Here is a 16,080-nt window from a genome sequence, read left to right as displayed (position 1 = left end):
TTATGAGAAAGTTTTTTAATATATTCTTATTTGTACTTTGCACCATAGCAATAGCGGGATGCAATGATACGGAAAGCAGCGAATCCAGGTTAGAGATCAAAGCTGTAAATACTAATTTCCAAGCGACTGGAGGAAAAGGCTATATACAACTTCAGGCAACAGGCAATATAACAGCAGATGTTAATGCCGACTGGTGTGTGCTGAAAGAAGTAAACCCCAATGAAGTAGTATTCGAAGTAAAAGAAAACACCGGATACTCTGGTAGAAACGCTTTATTGACAATCAGTAACGGAGTAGAAAAAAAGGCGTTCAATATCAATCAATCCGGAGCTGTTTTCATCTTCGGTAAAGACGAGTGGATGCTCCGCACCGACAATAAAGCAGCTACGCTACCTATAAAATTACAAAGTTCTTTCGATTATACAATAGACATACCCGCAGAAGCTCAAGAATGGTTGTCATTTGAACAGAATGCGAAGGGAATAAATTTCAAGGTAAAAGAAAATACCTCCGGAAAAATGAGAGGAGCTATTGTCAATGTGGCAGCAAAAGACAGATCGGCTTCTTATCAGGTAATACAATATGATGTTGACGAACTTACCGGAACATGGCAAGGCATGTTTTCAGACGGGCAAATGAATTACGGCTTGAAAGATGTCATCATTGAAAAACAGGAAGACGGAACATACCTGCTTTCAAACATTCTAACCGGATTGCCTTACAAACTGAAAGCAAAAGCCATAGACAATTGCCTGGCTTTTGGGGCCGGTCAAAACCTAGGAGTCTTCGAGGACAATTTATATCTCTCATTCGAAATTCTTAGCTCTGACCTATATTATGTAAAAGATCCTTCTGTAACAATCTCATTAGGCCCCGTAATGTTAACAGACGGAACATTCGTTTTCGCTTTTTCCGGAATAAAAGAGAGTGATCCTTTCGGTTTTGTTTTCCGGGTATATGAAGATGCAAAACTACAGAAGGTTATAGACAATCTGTCCATTTTTATTAATTGTATTCTATTTAAAGAAGACATAATCCAATAACATATGAAAAAGATACTATTAACTAGCTTTATCGTGGCATTAGGATTACTTGGTGCAAGCTGTAAAGATGACAACAGCACCGCAGGCGGAGGAGGAGAAATACTTCCAGACCAACAGGTAAGCTGTGAGATATTTATGCCGACTAACGGCGCAACCGTTATTATGTCAGACAAACTGATTATCAGAGGAGAAGGGACTACAAACTATGGTAAAATCATTTCTGCAGAACTGAAAGTCGGGGAAGAGATTATCACTGACATCACTTCAGTTCCATTCTATTATGAGTATACCTTCTCCAAAGATGCCGAACCGGGAGAACTGAAAATTGAGTTAGCAGTTAAAGGAGATCACGAAGGTAGTGCCTTGACAACTATTACAGTGACAACAGAACAAGGAAACAGGCCTGCTCCCCCTCAATATGGAGAAGTGCTAACCGATACCCGTGATGGAAATACATACAAAACCGTACAACTTGCAGACCAGTTATGGATGGCAGAAAATTTACGCTATCTACCAGAGCAACAGTTTGATGTGTCCTCAACCGAACCAAGATATTACGTAATGTTTGATAATGATGCAAAAACAGAACTTGGAAAAGGTTTCCTGAATGCATATGGAGCTTACTACAACCTACCTGCTGCTCTACAAAACGAAACGGCTTTAGGTCCCGATGAAACACGTATAATAAAAGGAGTTTGCCCTGATGGATGGCATATTCCTTCTCAAAAAGAATGGCAAAAATTATCTCAATACGTATTAGATTCCGGAATGGCAGCAATTATGAATGATGGTCAAGTAGATGAAACAGCCCTAGCAAAGGCTCTAGCTTCAACAACGATGTGGATGATGCCGGAATACACAGAAATAGAACCACAGCCAACCTGGGTTGGAGTTGAGATGGAAAAGAATAATGCAACCTTATTCAATGGTCTGCCTATAGGTTTCCGTGCTTGTGCAGGCGACGAAGATTGGATGCATTCAGCCTACAGTGCGGGTTGGTGGAGTTCAACAGCGGGAGTACAAATGGGACCAGAATTTGGTATTACCGTACGTATGTGGTCAGACCTCCACACATTTGTAACCAATGCAGAATTTAATCCGGGAGTAGGACTCCCCGTTCGTTGTATCAAAGATTAACCATATATTATTACTCACTAAATAAAAATACAATTATGAAGAAGTTAGGATTCCTTTTATTTTTAGTCTTAGGACTAACGGCTTGCGGTGATGACAACAATGATCCCGCTCCAGAACAACATGTAACATGTGCCATATCTTCTCCTACCGAAGGAGCAACGATAGACATAGCTGAAAAGATGACAATCAAAGGAGAAGCAACTGTTGACATTGGTCAAATATCGAATGTTACTCTTAAAATCGGAGACAAACAAATTTCAGAAGTAACTTCCGTTCCATTTAGTTATGAATACACATTCGAAGCCAGTCAAGCCGTAGGAGCACTAAAAATTGAACTGACCGTCAAAGGCGATCAAGGTGCCATGGCGACAAGTGAAGTAAATGTCACACTAAAAAAGACCGAACCAACCCCAGAACCGGAAGAAGGAAAGATGATTGACCCACGGGATAATCATGAATACAAAATTGTTACAATTGGTGAACAAATATGGATGGCAGAGAACTTGGCTTATTTACCATCAGTTAGCAAACCGGAAGATGCCGCTACCAGTGATGGAGATCCGCTCTATTTTGTTTTCAACTATGATGGCAAAGATGTAAATGCAGCTAAAGCCACGAAAGAATACAAGACATACGGAGTCTTGTATAATTGGTATGCCGCTATGAACCAAAAGAACGCAACCGGTGGAAATGCGGATGCCATACCAAGCGGCATTCAAGGAATCTGTCCTAACGGATGGCATCTACCCAGCAAAGCAGAGTGGAAAAAACTAGAAAGTTTTGTTGCAGATGAATTAGCACCAGTTGAAGGTAATGTATGGACAGATGATGAAGGAAATAAATACTCCGATAAAGACTGTAAAAACGTCTGGTCAGCATTGACAGGAAAACTGGATGCTGACGGTTGGGGAGAATCCGGCATGATAGATGAAAATCCTGATCTCGCTAAAGGTCCACGTGACACCTATGGCTTTAATGTTATACCTGCCGGACAATGTTATCAGAGCGGAAGTTTTGAAACGCCTAAGTCACAGAGTAGAACAGACTTTTGGAGCACAGACCAAGCTACTTACGGAGCAGGAACTGTATATTTCAGTAATATGAGTTATGGGTTAGGTTATTCTTCTGATAAAGGAGGAATACAAGTAAAACGTGGCCTTTCAGTACGTTGCGTAAAAGATTAACTATATTATAGATAAACATTTATCAATTAGTTCATTACAGAATTAATAAATTCTCTCTTAAAGATAAGGGAAGTATGTCGGGAGATATGCTTCCCTTTTAATATATCTTTTTACACCTAGTTATCAACTCACTCAAACATATAATTAGTCGATATCCAATATCACGAAATAAAACAAATTCTGAATGTTCTTCCATTTTATTATATATCTTTGTAACTAGATATTTTAAAAGACTACATTATGGCAAAAAAGAAAGAAAAGAAAGAGAAAAAGGCCGGCAAGAGAATGAGTAAGAAAGAGCTGGCAGCGTTATTAATAGACTTTTTCCATGCCAAATCCAGCGAGACCTTAAGTATGAAATATATTTTTTCAGAACTGCGTCTCACTACCCATCCGCAAAAAATGTTATGCGTCGATATATTACATGACCTTTTAGCTGACGATTATATTTCTGAAGTAGAGAAAGGAAAGTTCCGTCTCAACAATCATGGAACGGAGATGACAGGCACTTTCCAACGGAAAAGCAATGGTAAGAATTCCTTCATTCCTGAAGGAGGAGGCGAACCGATATTTGTAGCCGAACGTAATTCGGCACATGCTATGAACAATGACAAAGTAAAGATTGCCTTCTATGCCAAACGGAAAAACAGAGAAGCAGAAGGAGAAGTGATAGAAATACTGGAACGCGCCAACGATACTTTCGTCGGCACGCTGGAAGTAGCTAAATCCTATGCATTCCTGGTGACGGAAAACCGTACACTTGCCAATGACATCTTTATCCCGAAAGACAAGCTGAAAGGTGGAAAGACCGGAGATAAAGCCATCGTGAAAGTAACCGAATGGCCGGACAAGGCAAAGAATCCTATCGGACAAGTAATAGATATATTAGGTCAGGCTGGCGACAACACCACAGAGATGCACGCAATTCTTGCGGAGTTCGGTCTGCCGTATGTATATCCGAAAGCAGTAGAGACAGCAGCGGACAAGATTCCTGCCGAGATTTCAGCAGAAGAGATTGCCAAACGCGAAGATTTTCGTAAGGTAACAACTTTCACTATCGACCCGAAAGACGCCAAAGATTTTGACGACGCACTCTCCATCCGCAAGCTAAAGGACGGATTGTGGGAAGTAGGCGTACACATTGCCGATGTGACACATTACGTAAAAGAAGGCAGCATCATCGACAAGGAAGCAGAAAAGCGGGCAACTTCCGTTTATCTGGTAGACCGTACCATCCCGATGCTTCCCGAACGGCTGTGTAACTTCATTTGTTCACTCCGCCCGAACGAAGAAAAACTAGCTTTCTCCGTTATCTTCGATATTACGGAAAAAGGAGAAGTCAGAGACTCACGTATCGTACATACAGTTATCAACTCCGACCGTCGCTTCACCTACGAAGAGGCACAACAAATCATAGAAACAAAAGAAGGAGACTTCAAAGAAGAAGTACTCACGTTAGATACGATTGCCAAAGCACTGCGCGAAAAACGCTTCTCTGCAGGAGCCATCAACTTCGACCGCTACGAAGTGAAGTTCGAAATTGACGAAAAAGGAAAACCAATCAGCGTTTACTTCAAAGAGTCAAAAGATGCCAATAAACTGGTGGAAGAATTCATGTTGCTCGCTAACAAGACCGTAGCAGAAAAGATAGGATGTGTGCCAAAGAACAAGAAAGCCAAAGTGCTTCCTTACCGTATCCACGACCTGCCCGATCCGGAGAAGTTGGAGAACTTGTCACAGTTCATCGCCCGCTTCGGCTACAAAGTGCGTACAAGCGGAACGAAGACTGATATTTCAAAATCCATCAACCATTTATTGGACGACATACACGGAAAGAAAGAAGAGAACCTGATAGAAACCGTATCCATCCGTGCCATGCAGAAAGCACGTTACTCAACCCATAACATCGGTCACTACGGACTAGCATTCGAATATTACACTCACTTTACTTCTCCCATCCGCCGTTTCCCGGACATGATGGTACACCGTTTGGTGACGAAGTATATGGACGGAGGACGCAGCGTATCCGAAGCTAAGTACGAAGACCTCTGCGACCACAGCTCGAACATGGAACAAATTGCAGCCAATGCCGAGCGTGCTTCCATCAAATATAAACAGGTGGAATTTATGAGCGAACGTCTGGGGCAGATTTACGACGGTGTAATCTCCGGCGTAACCGAGTGGGGACTTTATGTAGAACTGAACGAAAACAAATGTGAAGGTCTGGTCCCTGTTCGTGATCTGGATGATGACTACTACGAATTCGACGAGAAGAACTATTGTCTTCGCGGACGCCGCAAAAACAAAATATACAGTCTGGGAGACGCTATTACTGTTCGGGTAGCTCGTGCTAATCTGGAAAAGAAACAATTGGATTTTGAATTAATAGAAAAGTAAATTCACCACAGAGTACACTAAGAAATCAGGAAGTAAAAAGACTTCATGTACTCCGTGTCCTCTGTGGTAAGCCAAACAGCCATTATGAAAACTGTCATTATTGAAGATAAACAACGAATCGAATCCATTATTCTCCATTGCGATGCCTGTTTTGTAGGCATTACTGATTTGGAAGGTAATCCCTATGTAGTTCCGATGAACTTCGGTTATGAGAATGGCATCATATATCTTCATTCGGGTCCTGAAGGCAGCAAGTTGGAGATGCTGGAACATAATAATAATGTATGCATCACTTTCAGCGTTGGACATAAACTTGTCTACCAACACGAAAAGGTAGCCTGCAGTTACAGTATGCGTTCGGAAAGCGCGATGTGTCGGGGGCAAGTAGAATTCATCGAAGAAATAGATGAGAAACGCCGTGCATTGGATATTATCATGCGTCATTACACGGATAGTGAGTTCAACTATTCCGATCCTGCGGTACGTAATGTCAAAGTATGGCAAGTACGTATCGATCAGATGACAGGAAAAGTTTTCGGTCTGCGAGCCAACGAAAAGCCATGAAGCGGTTTTCCGGCTTTCGACAATACTTGAGTAGAGTATTCAACAAGCATTGTAGAGTATTTCCAAACTAATTTCTCTAAACAAAAGTTTAGATCACTTTTACCCTCACACCCTCACCATTGTCTGTATCTCTTTATCCATCGGCATTACAGGTGTGAGGGTAAAGGTGATTATAAAGACTATTCTATCCTCTCATATCAAAATCTTTTTGTATACTTGCAACATAAATAAAATAGATAAGTACTCTTGCAAAAAAATAGATTATGAAGAAACTGCTATGTCTCGCCCTGTTAGTATCTGCCGGAAGTATCTACTCCGGAAGTATCTCGGCAAACAACAAACCTACTGATAACAAATCCGGCAACAACTCAAAGGACATATACAAAAAGACCTGGATCGACTTCAATAAAAACGGTATAAAGGATGTATACGAAGATCCCTCCGCTCCTATCGAAGCCCGCATCGCGGATTTGCTTTCGCAAATGACACTGGAAGAGAAAACCTGTCAGATGGCTACTCTCTACGGTTCGGGACGGGTATTGAAAGATGCATGGCCTACTGCCGGATGGTCAGCGGAAATTTGGAAGGACGGTATCGGAAATATTGATGAGCAGGCGAACGGACTGGGTAAATTCGGTTCTGAAATCTCCTATCCGTATGCCAACAGCGTAAAGAACCGACACACCATTCAACGCTGGTTTATGGAACAGACACGACTGGGTATTCCGGTGGACTTTACCAATGAAGGAATACGCGGATTATGTCACGACCGGGCTACCATGTTTCCCGCTCAATGCGGGCAAGGTGCCACGTGGAACAAAAAACTGATCCGGGAAATTGCGAAAGTCACTGCAGATGAGGCAAAAGCATTGGGATATACCAATATTTATTCTCCTATTCTGGATATAGCACAAGATCCTCGCTGGGGACGTGTGGTGGAAAGTTATGGGGAAGATCCTTATCTGGTGGGCGAATTGGGAAAACAGATGATTCTCGGTCTGCAAAATGAAGGTATCGTTGCTACTCCGAAACATTTTGCCGTTTACAGTATTCCGGTCGGTGGACGTGACGGAGGTACGCGTACTGATCCGCACGTGGCCCCGCGTGAGATGAAGACTCTTTATCTGGAACCTTTCCGCAAAGGTATTCAGGAAGCGGGTGCTCTAGGGGTGATGAGTTCGTATAATGATTATGACGGGGAGCCTGTTTCCGGAAGTTATCATTTCCTCACGGAGATTCTGCGTCAGCAATGGGGATTCAAGGGATATGTAGTATCGGATAGTGAGGCGGTAGAGTTTCTGCATACCAAACATCGTATCACTCCGACTGAAGAAGAGATGGCAGCACAAGTAGTCAATGCAGGATTGAATATCCGTACTAACTTTACTCCGCCACAAGATTTTATTCTCCCGTTGCGCCGTGCTATCAACGAAGGCAAAGTTTCTTTGCACACGCTCGATCAACGTGTCGGTGAAATTCTCCGTGTCAAGTTTATGATGGGACTTTTTGATAATCCGTATCCCGGTGATGACCGTCGTCCGGAGACAGTGGTACACAACGACGCTCATAAAGCAGTATCTATGAAAGCCGCTTTAGAGTCCATCGTTCTTTTGAAGAATGAGAATCAGATGCTTCCGTTATCCAAGAACTTCAGCAAAATAGCTGTGATTGGTCCGAATGGGGAAGAAGTGAAGGAGTTGACTTGCAGATATGGTCCCGCCAATGCGTCTATTAAGACTGTATATCAGGGAATCAAAGAATATCTGCCTAACTCGGAAGTTCGCTATGTTAAAGGCTGTGATATTATTGATAAGTATTTCCCGGAGAGCGAACTGTACAATGTTCCATTAGATACACAAGAGCAGGCGATGATTCATGAAGCGGTAGAATTAGCAAAAGCTTCGGATGTCGCTATTCTTGTACTGGGTGGAAATGAGAAAACGGTTCGGGAAGAGTTCTCACGTACCAATCTTGACCTCTGCGGACGTCAGCAACAATTATTGGAAGCGGTTTATGCAACAGGTAAACCTGTCGTTCTAGTGATGGTGGACGGAAGAGCAGCAACCATCAACTGGGCAAACAAATACGTTCCTGCCATTATCCATGCCTGGTTCCCCGGAGAATTTATGGGGGATGCCATCGCTAAAGTTCTTTTCGGAGACTATAATCCGGGAGGACGTCTGGCTGTCACTTTCCCGAAATCAGTGGGACAGATTCCTTTTGCATTCCCATTCAAGCCGGGCTCTGACTCCAAAGGAAAAGTCCGTGTAGACGGTGTGCTCTATCCTTTCGGATATGGTTTAAGCTATACGACCTTCGGATATTCAGACTTGAAAATATCTAAACCGGTGATCGGTCCGCAGGAAAATATCACTCTTTCATGTACTGTAAAGAATACAGGAAAGAAAGCAGGGGATGAAGTAGTCCAGCTTTATATCCGGGATGATTTCAGCAGCGTTACCACCTACGATAAAGTTTTGCGTGGTTTTGAACGTATTCACTTGCAACCGGGAGAAGAACAAACTGTCAACTTTACCCTTACTCCTCAAGACTTGGGATTATGGGACAAGAATAATCGGTTCACGGTAGAGCCGGGAAGTTTCTCGGTGATGGTGGGAGCTTCTTCACAGGATATACGGTTGAAGGGGAGTTTCGAAGTGCAATAAATAAATCCAAGACAGTCACATTGCTTTTATTTCTCTTTCGCCAATTAGGATAGAGCTATAAGTTATACTTAATAAAACAAATAAAACCGGCATCTTTATAAGTTATGCTTAATAAAATTGCTATATCTGTTTTGTATATCAACTATAGATGATTTTACTGCCACAGGAAGAAAACGACTTCTACTTTTGACTGGATTAATTGGCTATCAGATCTAACAATGCTGCAATAAAAGCGTTTGGTATTCCAGAACGTTAGACTATTTATATATTACTGTAGTGGCAACTAACGTTGCCCCTACAGTAAACTAATAATGCAACAAGCTTTTTACACTTTCTCTAAAAAACAAGAACAAATAAAAAACACAAATCTTCTATACATACCTATAGAAAGTATTTGCAAATGAAATGAATCACATACAATATTCAGAGAAAATTCTTATTTAAATTTTATATTATACTCCGGTATATATGTTCTACTAGATATTATTTCCTGCCCTGTACTCTTCACAGTCATAGTAACAGTAACATTAACCCCAAGATTCGCTACATACAATACAGGTTTACCATTTAAACACATATTGCACATTGAGCGGGGAAAAGCATCGACTTCAGTACGATTATAAGATGACATATATGAGAATATAGTATTAGAATATAACTTGAAAGTCCCTGCATATGTAGAATAACCATTAATATAAGTATCAGGATCACCTATAACAATCGGATATTCGTAATAAGATGCAAACTTAACCTTTGTGCCTTTCTTCTCATCCTGAATAACCGTTGGAGTAAAATCGTATCCAGACCTTTTACTTGGTATATAAACATAAACTCCTGTATAAGAAGGATTAGGGGTTCTATTATAATAATCCTTAAATTGAGTATCCCATTCACTTCCTTCAAATTCGACAACATTAGAACTAACTTTATAAGTTACTTCATCTGCTATGGCTGGATTAATAACTACATTAAATGTTGGATGAAACGATAAACTATAATATTTCCCAGAATATTTGCAATTATATGCAGAAGCAATATCTGGTCGAGCCGTTATTTCATGATAAGTTCCTGTTATATTTAATATTGGTGCAGATGTTAAATTCCAGGCCCCAAATCCTTCATCATATTTTATAGCAGTCAAAGGCAATACCGGAATCGAGCTATTACCAATCATCTGTCCTTTTAAATCAATAGTTCCATTGGTAGATAATTCAACCGTTTGTATAGTGGGCTCATTAACCTTCTTCGAACCAAGAAATGATCCAAAGAGAGCGTTCAATCCTCCAGCTATCAATCCTGAAACTCCTCCCTTTGCTAATCCAGCCAGTCCACCAGCAACTACATTTCCTACATTTTTTAAAATTCCAGATGAAGAATTATTGATAGCCTTTTCAGCCTCTCCTTTCACCCATTTTTCAGCTGCATCTCCTCCCGCCTTTACAATGGTATTTGCACCTTTTTGCAAAAGATTTGGAGATGAGGAATAATGATCTTCGATAATAGTACCTGTTGTTGTGTCTTTGTAATTTCCTGTAATAGTTAGTTCTGAGATATTTAACACTTTTGAATAAACATTGATCCCCCCGTCTGTTTTTCCTGTATAAGTTAGCGGTATCTGAAAACAATTCCAACCTCTGTCAATGCCCAGGGTGGTGTTATTGCTCAAACAATTGACACCTACACGCTGAATAGAAGCCCGATCCAATGGCGCTGTGAATGTAGTTCCCTGATTAAAATAGCCATAAAATCTTTCATCAAAAAATTCCCAAACAGCATTATTACTTAAGAAAGAATTCTGATTATAATAAAACACCTTTAAAATCCCGGTATATTTATTATAAAAAATCAAATAATCACTGCCAATATCTTTGTTTGGAGTACTCAAGAACACCCATCCATCTTCTTTTTTTATGTCCATCCTTATATCATAAATTATACTTGTAGGAGCATATTCAACCCAAGGCAAATCAACAACCTTATTATCAGTCAGTTGAATCGATGTTTGATTTTCCCAATCTTGTTCAAAGTTTGGAGGGGCCAATGATCTAGTAATTGCCGATGCATTAACTTCTAAATCCAACAAATTGTTTTGACTTTCATCTGTACATGAATAATTAATAAAAACAGATAAAATAACGAAGAAAATAGATACATGTTTCATAATAATAAAATTTAAAAGGTTTTACTCTATAGAAATACATTATATCTCAATATATTAAATATGTAACACCAATCATTTTTCACAATTATATCTCTATCATCAACACTTACGAGAATTAACATATTCAATACATGAACTTCATTATTAGCTTTATCCTTATACGTTTTCAAGACTAATTAAAAACTATAAGAAGATAACATCATAATCAAATAATAGTTACCTGACAAATATACAATTTTGCCCAATATCGACAAACTTTATCTCTCTATTTTTTCAATCATTCCTTATAAAAAATCGGATATAAATCTTTAAAAAGATACTTTTTTAAGTTCCCAGTCTCACAGCCAGTGAGTTGAGATTTTGTGCACTGTTACGGCTAAATCTATCGACCAAAGATATTGCGCAGTTCACCAATCTTACTATTCGTGGGGTAGAAACAGCCCGTTATCGAATAAGAAAGAAACTTGCCATTCCCGGAAATATTAATCTTGTTGATTTTCTGATTGACTTTACATAGGAACATTTACTGAATATTCCTTCTAATTTCACACCCCTATTCTGTTGGGATTTTCTAAAGAAACTTTATCTTTGTAATGTCAACAATTAAAAGAATATGGTTCGTTTTAATCTTGTTATCACCTTACTACTAATGATAAGCATAGCTGTCAAAGCCGAACTGACCAACCGGATGTTCGATGTCAGGCATGTAGGCTATGCAGAAGGCCTTAGTAGCCAACGCGTTTTTTCGATTGTCGAGGATGGAGACGGTGCGATGTGGATTGCTACAAAAACCGGAATAGACAGATACAACGGTCATACGGTAAAGAACTATGATTTGCCGGGCAGTTTCTATTATGGTGATCTTGCCGGACGCAGGCTTTACTTATTGTACGACGCACAACAAGGACTGTTTGCCTACGACCATACCGGACGAATTTACCGATACTCCACCATCCTGGATCATTTTGAGCAAGTCCTCCACCTGGGACAATTGATTCAGGAAGAAGTCATCTTGAACAAACTCTGTTTGGATAGTGACGGAACCTGGTGGATGGGGGCGGATAAAGGACTATACAAGCAAGAAGCGGACCATCGTATAGTTGCCGTACTGAAAGGACAATATGTCAACGACATCGCATTTGCCGGCGAGTCGCTTTTTGTGGGTACTTCTAACGGAGTCTGGCAACTGTCACACACCCTGCCGGATAAGAAACGCCAGCTGCTGGAGGGGTGGAATGTACAAACATTGTTCTGCGACAAACCGAAAAAAGAACTCTGGATAGGCACATTTGGCAGCGGTTTGTCTGTGATGAACCTCGACACTTCCAAAGTGCTTGCGCTGGAGGGACAAGGGAGCACGTTCCTTCATCCGATACGGGCAATTACAGACTATGATGTACATACCATACTCATAGGCGTAGACGGTGGCGGTGTGTATGCGATAGACAAGGACACCAAGAAAGCCCGTTTACTGATGAATACCAAAGATGACACAGATACTTACCTGCGCGGAAACGGCATATATGCCGTAACCAGAGACGACCAGGGCAACATCTGGATAGGTAGTTATACGGGAGGCGTATCCGTGGCTATCCTGCTGAAACATCCCATTTCGATATTAGCACACGAAAAGGGAAATACCCATTCTCTCATCAGCAACAACGTGAATGATATCGAAGAAAATCCGGATGGCAACCAATGGTTCGCTACCGATGATGGAATCAGCATCCGAAACACCTTGTCAGGCACTTGGAAACACGTGCTGAAAGAAATCGTAACCATTTCTCTTTGCACATCCGGAAATGGGAACGTATGGGTAGGAACGTACGGAGACGGAGTGTATCTACTGGATAACAACGGACGCGTGTTACGCCATCTCACCAAGCAACAAGGGCAATTGACCACCAATTATATTTTCTCCGTCAGACAAGACATGGAGGGAGACTTATGGATAGGAGGTCTGGACGGATGCCTGATCATGTTTGAAAAAGAAAAAGGCAGCAGACGGTCTTTCGACGTGAATTGGGTACAATCCATTGAACCTATCGACCGAAACCGGGTAGCGGTGGCTACCGTCAATGGTTTCTTCCTGGTGGACAAACATACAGGGAATATACAGCACTATGCCAATTCCCAGGAATTTCACAATCAGAATGTCAGTGCTTATATCATCTCTATGCTGTTCAATGACGACGGAACCGTGTGGCTGGGAACCGAAGGGGGAGGATTGAATCTATATGACATGAAAAACCGGACGGTAAAGACTTTCACTGTTCAAGAGGGATTGCCGTCCAACGATATATATAGTTTGCAGCGAGACGACAAGAAACGCTTGTGGGTCAGCACCGGAAAAGGAATTGCCTTGATAGACAGCCTGCGCGTGTCGAACCTCAACTATGCGGGCAATATAGACAAGGAATATAACAAATCCTCATTTGCCCGGTTGATGAACGGCGAGTTCGTGTATGGCAGCACGGATGGTGCTGTCTTTATCATGCCACTCGACATTTCAACCGTAGACTACTGGACGCTCCTGCGTTTCACGGGACTGACGGTTGATTATCAAAACGTCCAGGAAGAAGAATCGTTGAGACCCGCCATCCATGATATGCTTGCCGACCGTGCGGTACGGCTCGGCTATAAATACAACTCGTTTACCGTTTCTTTTGAATCTATCAACTATCGTTTCCAGCGCGATATTGTCTATCAGCATATTTTAGAGGGGTATGACAATGACTGGAGCAAACCGTCTGCCGAGGGCAAGGCATCCTACACCAAGGTATCGCCGGGCACTTATCTTTTTAAGGTGCGCAGCCTGCGGCGCAGCGACGGAAAGACAATCTCCGAAAGCACCTTAGAAGTGAAAGTGAGCCAGCCATGGTGGAACTCGTGGTGGGCTTGGACTATTTACCTATTTATAATAGGCTTCGTTTTCTATTTCATCCTGCGCTATAAGAGCAACCAACTCCAAAAGAAATACGACGAAGACAAAATACGTTTCTTCATCGACACGGCGCACGACATTCGCACGCCGGTAACGCTTATCATGGCACCGCTGGAGGATTTGAACCGGGAACAGGATCTCTCGGACAAAGCCCGTTATTACCTGAATCTGGCTCATGAAAGTACCCGAAAACTCCATTCGCTCATCACACAGTTGCTCGAATTTGAAAAGGTAGACGCCCACAAGCCATCCTCTTCATCGGTTCCGCTTTGTCTGAATGAAGTTTTGCTGAAAGAAGTCTCCGTCTTCCGGTCTTTTTGCGAGAAGAAGCAGTTGACACTGAATCTGACCCAACCCAACGAATCCGTTTTCGTTTCAGCCGACAAACACCTGATAGAGATGTTACTCGACAATCTTCTTTCCAATGCCTGCAAATACACCATGCCCCAGGGAGAAATCAGTCTGGATTTGAAAGCCACGAAACGCAAAGCCATCCTTTCGTTGAAAGATAACGGAATAGGCATACCGAAGAAAGCGAAGAAGCACATCTTCTCCGATATTTACAGAGCCGAAAATGCCCGGCAGTCACAGGAAGAAGGAACCGGATTCGGACTGTTGCAGGTGCAGCGCATTGTAAAGATGCTGCATGGAAAAATCACTTTCTGTTCCGAGGAGGGCAAGGGAACTACTTTCATCGTAACATTGCCGCGAACCACCACCGTAGCCGAACCCGTGTCGCACGAATCATCCCTCGAACACCTTGCCGGCACATCGGATAATAACAGCCACGAAACGGATAAAATAAAAGTTCCGGACGACCGGAATACATTGCTCATTGTAGAAGACCACGAAACTCTCCGTCACTACCTCCGCCAGACCTTTGAGCACCTCTATCGGGTGATTGATGTTGCCGACGGACACGAAGCTATCGCCTGTCTCGCCAATGAATATCCGGATATCATCCTCTCCGACGTCATGATGCCCGGCATACGGGGTGACGAGCTTTGCAGAATGGTCAAGGAAAATCCTGACACATCAGGTATTCCGGTCGTTCTGCTGACGGCAAAGGCTAACCACGAAGCAATAGTGGAAGGATTGAAGAAAGGCGCGGATGATTATATCCCCAAACCATTCAGTACAGAGATACTGAAATTGAAAGTACAAGGATTGATTGACAATCGAAACAGGCAACGGCAGTTTTTCATGCGGCAAGCCATCGCTCAAGTAGAGGCGGGCGGCAAACGTGACGACAATGAAAGCAATGAAAACAATGAAAGTATCGACAACAAAAACGTAACGACAGCAAGCGAAACAATGGCCGAGGGTGATCGCCGGTTTATCATGCAAGCTACCCGGTTTGTTCTTGAACATTTGGATGAACCCGATTTCAACATCAATCTCTTGTGCCATGAAATGGCAATGAGCCGGACACTATTCTACAGTCGCCTTAAATCACTGACGGGAAAAGGGCCGCAAGAGTTTATCCGTATCATCCGGCTACAAAAAGCTGCCGAACTGCTGAAAGAAGGTAAAAGCGTAACCGATGTCGCCGCCGAAACCGGATTTGTCAACACGAAGTATTTCAGTTCATTGTTCAAGAAACAATTCGGGATGCAGCCAAGTAAATATAGTGGGAAGTAGACAACCATTCATGTTCGGTTTTGAATTAGAATTAGCTCGTTTCCGGTACAGTAATGAACTGTTTCAGCCTATTCTGACAAGGGTATATTCTCACTGCAATGAGAAAAAGTTCTCATTATAATGAGTATTTCTTCTCATACCTATGAGTATTTTTTCTCATAGTGATAAGTATACTTGAGAATGTTTACGGAAGTTTTTTTGAATTATAATTGTATGAGTTTACCTCATTTCCGTACCGTTCTTAATTAAATGGGAATTTTGCAGTTAAATGAGAAATTATCGGTTAAATGAGAATTTAGCGTTTAAATGAGAATTTATCGGTTAAATGGGAATTTTGCAGTTA

Annotated in this window: 8 protein-coding genes and 1 pseudogene; 8 read left to right on the top strand and 1 reads right to left on the bottom strand. The window is 41.8% G+C overall.

Translation table 11 applies throughout. The features are described from left to right. Positions 1-2: 2 nt before the first annotated feature. The 6 genes from N5O98_RS05425 (at position 3) to N5O98_RS05400 (ending at position 8,991) form a co-directional block, all read left to right on the top strand. Positions 3-1,043 carry a BACON domain-containing protein gene (locus N5O98_RS05425; protein ID WP_004298549.1) on the top strand — a complete coding sequence of 347 codons (1,041 nt, stop codon included), beginning with the start codon at positions 3-5 and terminating at the stop codon, positions 1,041-1,043. Between the two features lie 3 nt (positions 1,044-1,046). Next, a complete protein-coding gene (locus N5O98_RS05420; RefSeq protein ID WP_004312247.1) occupies positions 1,047-2,180 on the top strand; it encodes a fibrobacter succinogenes major paralogous domain-containing protein in 1,134 nt (377 codons plus the stop codon). Positions 2,181-2,215: 35 nt separating this feature from the next. Continuing rightward, positions 2,216-3,364: an FISUMP domain-containing protein gene (locus N5O98_RS05415; RefSeq protein ID WP_118160984.1), complete on the top strand. Its 1,149-nt coding sequence runs from the start codon at positions 2,216-2,218 to the stop codon at positions 3,362-3,364. A gap of 240 nt (positions 3,365-3,604) precedes the next feature. Next, positions 3,605-5,761, top strand: a complete 2,157-nt coding sequence (gene rnr, locus N5O98_RS05410; RefSeq protein ID WP_004312245.1) for a ribonuclease R — start codon at positions 3,605-3,607, stop codon at positions 5,759-5,761. Between the two features lie 84 nt (positions 5,762-5,845). Then, a complete protein-coding gene (locus tag N5O98_RS05405) occupies positions 5,846-6,325 on the top strand; it encodes a pyridoxamine 5'-phosphate oxidase family protein (protein WP_004312244.1) in 480 nt (159 codons plus the stop codon). A 263-nt stretch (positions 6,326-6,588) separates the two neighbouring features. Beyond that, positions 6,589-8,991 carry a glycoside hydrolase family 3 N-terminal domain-containing protein gene (locus N5O98_RS05400; RefSeq protein WP_004312243.1) on the top strand — a complete coding sequence of 801 codons (2,403 nt, stop codon included), beginning with the start codon at positions 6,589-6,591 and terminating at the stop codon, positions 8,989-8,991. Positions 8,992-9,427: 436 nt separating this feature from the next. Here the strand turns inward: N5O98_RS05400 and N5O98_RS05395 are convergent, their stop codons facing one another. Then, positions 9,428-11,152, bottom strand: a complete 1,725-nt coding sequence (locus N5O98_RS05395; RefSeq protein WP_008646743.1) for a hypothetical protein — start codon at positions 11,150-11,152, stop codon at positions 9,428-9,430. Between the two features lie 331 nt (positions 11,153-11,483). On the opposite strand from N5O98_RS05395, the pseudogene N5O98_RS27480 reads away from it, so the two are divergent. Further along, positions 11,484-11,669 (top strand): annotated as a pseudogene (locus N5O98_RS27480) (helix-turn-helix transcriptional regulator); the annotation flags it as partial. Positions 11,670-11,765: 96 nt separating this feature from the next. Then, the gene (locus N5O98_RS05390; protein WP_004312240.1) at positions 11,766-15,737 is read left to right on the top strand and encodes a hybrid sensor histidine kinase/response regulator transcription factor; all 3,972 of its coding nucleotides are present in this window, start codon (positions 11,766-11,768) and stop codon (positions 15,735-15,737) included. Positions 15,738-16,080 lie beyond the last annotated feature (343 nt).

Origin of the sequence: Bacteroides sp. LFL-34, assembly GCF_027257075.1 — a bacterium.
Lineage (GTDB): Bacteria > Bacteroidota > Bacteroidia > Bacteroidales > Bacteroidaceae > Bacteroides > Bacteroides ovatus.
Note: the sequence above shows the minus strand (reverse complement) of the source record. Positions and strands in the feature narration are given on the sequence as shown.